The following is a 4,428-nucleotide window of genomic DNA, read 5'->3' on the forward strand; positions in this document are numbered from 1 at the left end:
GATAACAAGTTGCTCAGAATCGCTCATTGGGTCATCTTACCGCATTGCCAGTACCTGTAGCAGACCACAATACTAATCCTTCTAGCCCGCAATCAAGACAATTTTGAGACCACATTAATTGCAACCAAGGCGGCGCTTGGAACCACATTAACTACAACTGGGACCACATTAACTGCAACCAGACCGCAATCATCTGACTCGACCCACATTAATTGCAACTATGCCATCGCTTCTCAAATCGGCAGTCCCGCAGCTAGCATTTGCTCCTGTAGTTCGCGGGCACGCGCTGGTTCAAGCTGCCCGCGAAACAGTGATTTGATTTCAGCAGGTTTGGCATTGAACTGTTCAGCCAAGCCTCTGGCATCATAACCGTGCCTTGTCAGAGTGGGTTCCAAATCGTCAATTTGCTTCGATAAAACCGACTCAACAATTGCCGTTGTAACAGGTTTTTCTCCAAGTTGGAACGCAGCCTCAAAGGCTAATGTCAAATGTTGTTCAATTTGTAGTGGCGTCCTCAGCCGTATGGCCAGTAAGTCAATAGCTTCTGCTTCTAAGATGTCACCTATTTGAGTTAACTCAGTAGTACATTTAGATACCAGCCATTCAATATATTCTCGCTGACTGCCAACGATACCATCCAAGGAAAAGACTGTTGAGCGATACCCAATTTCTTCCATTGTTGGACGGCGTAAATCATTTTTCAGTTTGGGATGACCAGCCAGCACTACTGAGAGTGTGCCACCACCGTCTTCAACTATCTCCATTAAACGTTTGAGTCCAGTTAGGGTACTGTAGTGTAGGTCGTGAGCCTCATCCACAAACAGAGCCACTGGCTTTTTACCCTTCTTGACCAGAGCGCGCAGTTCCCGTTCCCGTTTTTCGCTAAGTTTAGGGATTTTAATTCCCTTGTCTGCTGACAAATCATAGAACAAAGCAGAGATCAGTGTTGGTAGTGTCGTGCGGTCTTTATCCACAGAAAGCGACTTTGAAACCAGAATTTTGCCTTCTTTGTCCAAAACTTCAAACAAACGTCGTAAAGTAGTTGTCTTGCCACATCCAATAATTCCCACTAATGCAACTAGTTTTCCTGAATAGATGGCGGATTTGATGTCTTTGAACATTTGCGAGTGGTGGTCTGTCTCGTAGTATCCAGCCTTAGGAAACTCCTTAATTAAGGCGAAATGTTCCATGACTTCAGTGAGCATTTTGTTGCCCTCCTTTTGGCTGTTTAAAATACTGCCGTATCCGCTCCATAATCAATTTTTTGTTCAGGGTTTCAGCTAACAGCGTGTCAATAAATACTCGCTGTTCTGCTGATAGTTTCGCCAGTGGTTGAGCAAGATATTCTGCAATCGCCCGCTTAGCAAATAGTGTGGTGGGATATGTAAATTCTTGGAATGGGTCTGGGTCACTGAAGGGTATAACGGGTAGTTCCGGTATTTTATACTTGTCCACCAGAAATTGTAGGTCTGTATTTTTGTCCAGAGCATCGCGTGGCAAGTCCAACTCCTTCGCCAAAGCTGCAATTCGGTCTGCCCGCTCTTCGGTTTTGGTTTTTTTTAATTTGCGATATCGATGCAAGGGGATGGGACCATCAACTGGGTGAAATGGTCCGTACCGTTGGTGATCTTTTTCAACGTACAGTTCGTTGTCAAATAGACCCCACCATAGCACCACTGTTTCGCCTGCCAGATCAGGGTCTACCTCATAGGCTACCCCTTCAATCGATACTCTGGCTGAAGAATCTACCTTACGCTGCTGAGGTTCGCGGGCAAAGGTACAAAACCGTTCCCAACTGCACATTTGGCGTAAACCACTATGAGGTAGAAACACTCGCCAATCTTCCATTCGCGAGTGTTCTTCACTACGATGTGGCTGCTCGTTGTAATGCAACAAATACTGGCGCAACCAAAGGTTAGCCTCAATCTCGTTTTCCGGTTCGTGAAAGTGGTACAGGGTTTCGTGTGCTTCTTTGACCGTTCGGAAAGGTCTTTCTACTTTGCCTTTAGAGCGGGCGGTAACCCGACGACCATCCTTACCCGCTGGCATATGTGTAGCTAATTTCACCCCCAGACATGACATGACATTTTGAAAGATCCGGCTTTTGGTAATTGGACCATTGTCTGCATATATCATCTCTGGAATCCCCTGAAAGGGAAATCCATCCATAGCTTTCGCTGTCATTGCGTTAAACAAAAAGCGTAATGCAGCTTCCACATCCTCTCCATAGACACAGTGGTATTCTTGGTAACATACACCACTGCGATCATCGACAACACTGTAGAGCATCAGCAGTGGATTCCCTCTGCCTGGTTCTACCCACAAGGGCTGCTTTACGTGTTTTAAATCGGATGGGCTGAGGTCGAAATGCCAACATTGATTGCTGTAGTCAGCTTGAAAGCGCACCGCTGGCGGTTGCTGGGTCATAGTGAGGTGGTCATACCCCCAAGTTTTCAGGTAACGATTAACAGTTGTTTTGTTCAGCAAGCCCTTCGCTGGTTGGATGAAGCCATATGGTGTGTTCATCCCGGAATCTTCCAAAAGCTCAATCGCTCGTGCGGTGGAGACATGCCGTCCTTTTTTGTTGCAGGTGCGGATTTTCATCGCGGCGATGACTTCACAGTAAAGTTCCATCTCTTTTGAAGACAGCTTTCTTGGCGACCCACTATCCGAACGGTTGATAGTCTTGGGTCGCGAATACTGACGCAAGGCACGATAAAGTGTGTCAGTAGACACGCCGTATAAGGTTGCCGTCTCTTCAACTAAAAGGCTACGCTCCTGGCAACGACTCGGTAATATGTCAAGTCGCTGGCGTAGATTGATTAAAGCTTCTGCTGGGATCTGCTTGCGTACCACGTCAAGTGCTCGCCTCCGCTTCTGTGGAATTAGCTTCGGGTGTAACGCAATTGTTTTTTCCAATACAACGGTACAAAGTTGAGCGAGAAACTCGCAGAGTCCGGCAGATTTCAGTAACCGAGGTACTTCCTTCGCTGATTAGGAGCTTAGCCATGTTGAGAGAGGAGGCATCTAGCTTACGAGGACGACCACCTTTGTGGCCTCTAGCCCTAGCCGCCTTTAAACCAGCACGGGTGCGCTCACGAATCACTTCCCGCTCAAACTCAGCTAGTGCCCCAAACAGATGAAAGATGAGTTTGCCGCCACTGGTTGTCGTATCAAGGTTTTCTTGAAGACTGTGAAAACTAATCGACTTCGCAGCTAGTGCGTTGACTGTTTCAATGAGGTGTTTAAGGGAGCGACCAAGGCGATCAAGCTTCCAGACTACAAGGGTATCTCCAGAACGTAAGTAGTTTAGCGCTTCGGTTAGACCCAAACGAGAATCTTGAACGCCACTGGCTATATCCGTGAAGATTTTGTCGCAGCCTGCTGAGAGTAGAGCATCTCGCTGTAGGTCAAGGTTCTGATCTATAGTTGAAACCCGCGCATAGCCAACGAGCATAAACTCGTGCCTCCAGAGGTGAAACAATAGTCACAGTGTGTTACATAACTAACAATCAGTCTACATTTTTAAGACACAGATTTTGAGATAAGTTTTGCAACAGTTTTAGGCGTGGATTATGCCTTTACTCGAGAAGCTTAGTCTTCTGTCGCAAAAAGGGTCGTTTTTGCGACAGTTGATCCACGCATCGGTTACGTCAAATCATTTTAACTTGGCATAGTTGCAATTAATGTGGGTCGAGTCAGATGATTGCGGTCTGGTTGCAGTTAATGTGGTCCCAGTTGTAGTTAATGTGGTTCCAAGCGCCGCCTTGGTTGCAATTAATGTGGTCTCAAAATTGTCTTGATTGCGGGCTAGAAGGATTAGTATTGTGGTCCGCTACAAGTACCATCTCCCCCGAAAAAAATCGCTCTCCAATTAGCGGAATTGTTGAGCGAGCTGGTGAATTAGCAGATCTCCCTTTCCCAGTTCACGCACACATGCTACGACATGGAACAGGTTACTATCTCGCAAACCGAGGTACTGATACTCGGACAATTCAGAGTTACTTGGGGCATAACAATATCCAGCACACAGTGCGTTACACGAAACTTGCATCTGGGCGGTTTCAAGGGCTATGGGATGGTTAACTGTTGCGGCTCGCAAACATAAACGCTCCGGCTTGCAAACAAGAAAATTGTTAGCTCACATTAATTTTTATTCTAGCTGCATCCTAGCTCTTTTGTCGCCCCGTCAGCTTATATACTATTATAGATGTAATTACAAGCTACTTATGGTATACATCAATTAGTTATTAAGCAGTTATCAAATTGATGGTACTTTTTTTACTGAGACTGATACATATAGCAACCGCCAGGTTGGTTAGGACGCTAAACTTAGGACATGCTCCATGGCTTCTTGCAGTGTTTCAAAATGCTCTAGTACTGTGCGACAGAAATAATCAGACAGTTTAAAATTGAGAAATGACATGA

The 4,428-nt window shown here is 45.9% G+C and carries 4 protein-coding genes; 1 reads left to right on the forward strand and 3 read right to left on the reverse strand.

Going from position 1 to position 4,428, the window contains the following annotated elements:
- Nucleotides 1-233: 233 nt before the first annotated feature.
- From ACM0OZ_RS47945 to ACM0OZ_RS47955, 3 genes are read right to left on the reverse strand one after another with little or no spacing between them, the layout of a single operon-like run.
- Nucleotides 234-1,205: an ExeA family protein gene (locus tag ACM0OZ_RS47945; protein ID WP_414590006.1), complete on the reverse strand. Its 972-nt coding sequence runs from the start codon at nt 1,203-1,205 to the stop codon at nt 234-236.
- Nucleotides 1,195-2,841, reverse strand: coding sequence for an IS481 family transposase (locus tag ACM0OZ_RS47950; RefSeq protein ID WP_414590009.1), 1,647 nt, complete (start codon nt 2,839-2,841; stop codon nt 1,195-1,197). Before ACM0OZ_RS47950 ends, ACM0OZ_RS47945 begins: the two co-directional genes overlap by 11 nt.
- Nucleotides 2,842-2,857: 16 nt before the next feature.
- The gene (locus tag ACM0OZ_RS47955) at nt 2,858-3,457 is read right to left on the reverse strand and encodes a recombinase family protein (RefSeq protein WP_414590007.1); all 600 of its coding nucleotides are present in this window, start codon (nt 3,455-3,457) and stop codon (nt 2,858-2,860) included.
- Nucleotides 3,458-3,780: 323 nt separating this feature from the next.
- On the opposite strand from ACM0OZ_RS47955, the gene ACM0OZ_RS47960 reads away from it, so the two are divergent.
- Nucleotides 3,781-4,086, forward strand: coding sequence for a tyrosine-type recombinase/integrase (locus ACM0OZ_RS47960; RefSeq protein ID WP_414590008.1), 306 nt, complete (start codon nt 3,781-3,783; stop codon nt 4,084-4,086).
- Nucleotides 4,087-4,428: the final 342 nt, after the last annotated feature.

The sequence above is a fragment of the Scytonema sp. PCC 10023 genome, from assembly GCF_963920835.1.
Lineage (GTDB): Bacteria > Cyanobacteriota > Cyanobacteriia > Cyanobacteriales > Nostocaceae > Kalymmatonema.

Bases quoted from the DNA above. Each gene is read 5' to 3' on its own strand.
- ACM0OZ_RS47945 (WP_414590006.1), bottom strand. From the start codon at position 1,205: ATGCTCACTGAAGTCATGGAACATTTCGCCTTAATTAAGGAGTTTCCT.
- ACM0OZ_RS47955 (WP_414590007.1), bottom strand. From the start codon at position 3,457: ATGCTCGTTGGCTATGCGCGGGTTTCAACTATAGATCAGAACCTTGAC.
- ACM0OZ_RS47960 (WP_414590008.1), top strand. From the start codon at position 3,781: ATGTGGTCTCAAAATTGTCTTGATTGCGGGCTAGAAGGATTAGTATTG.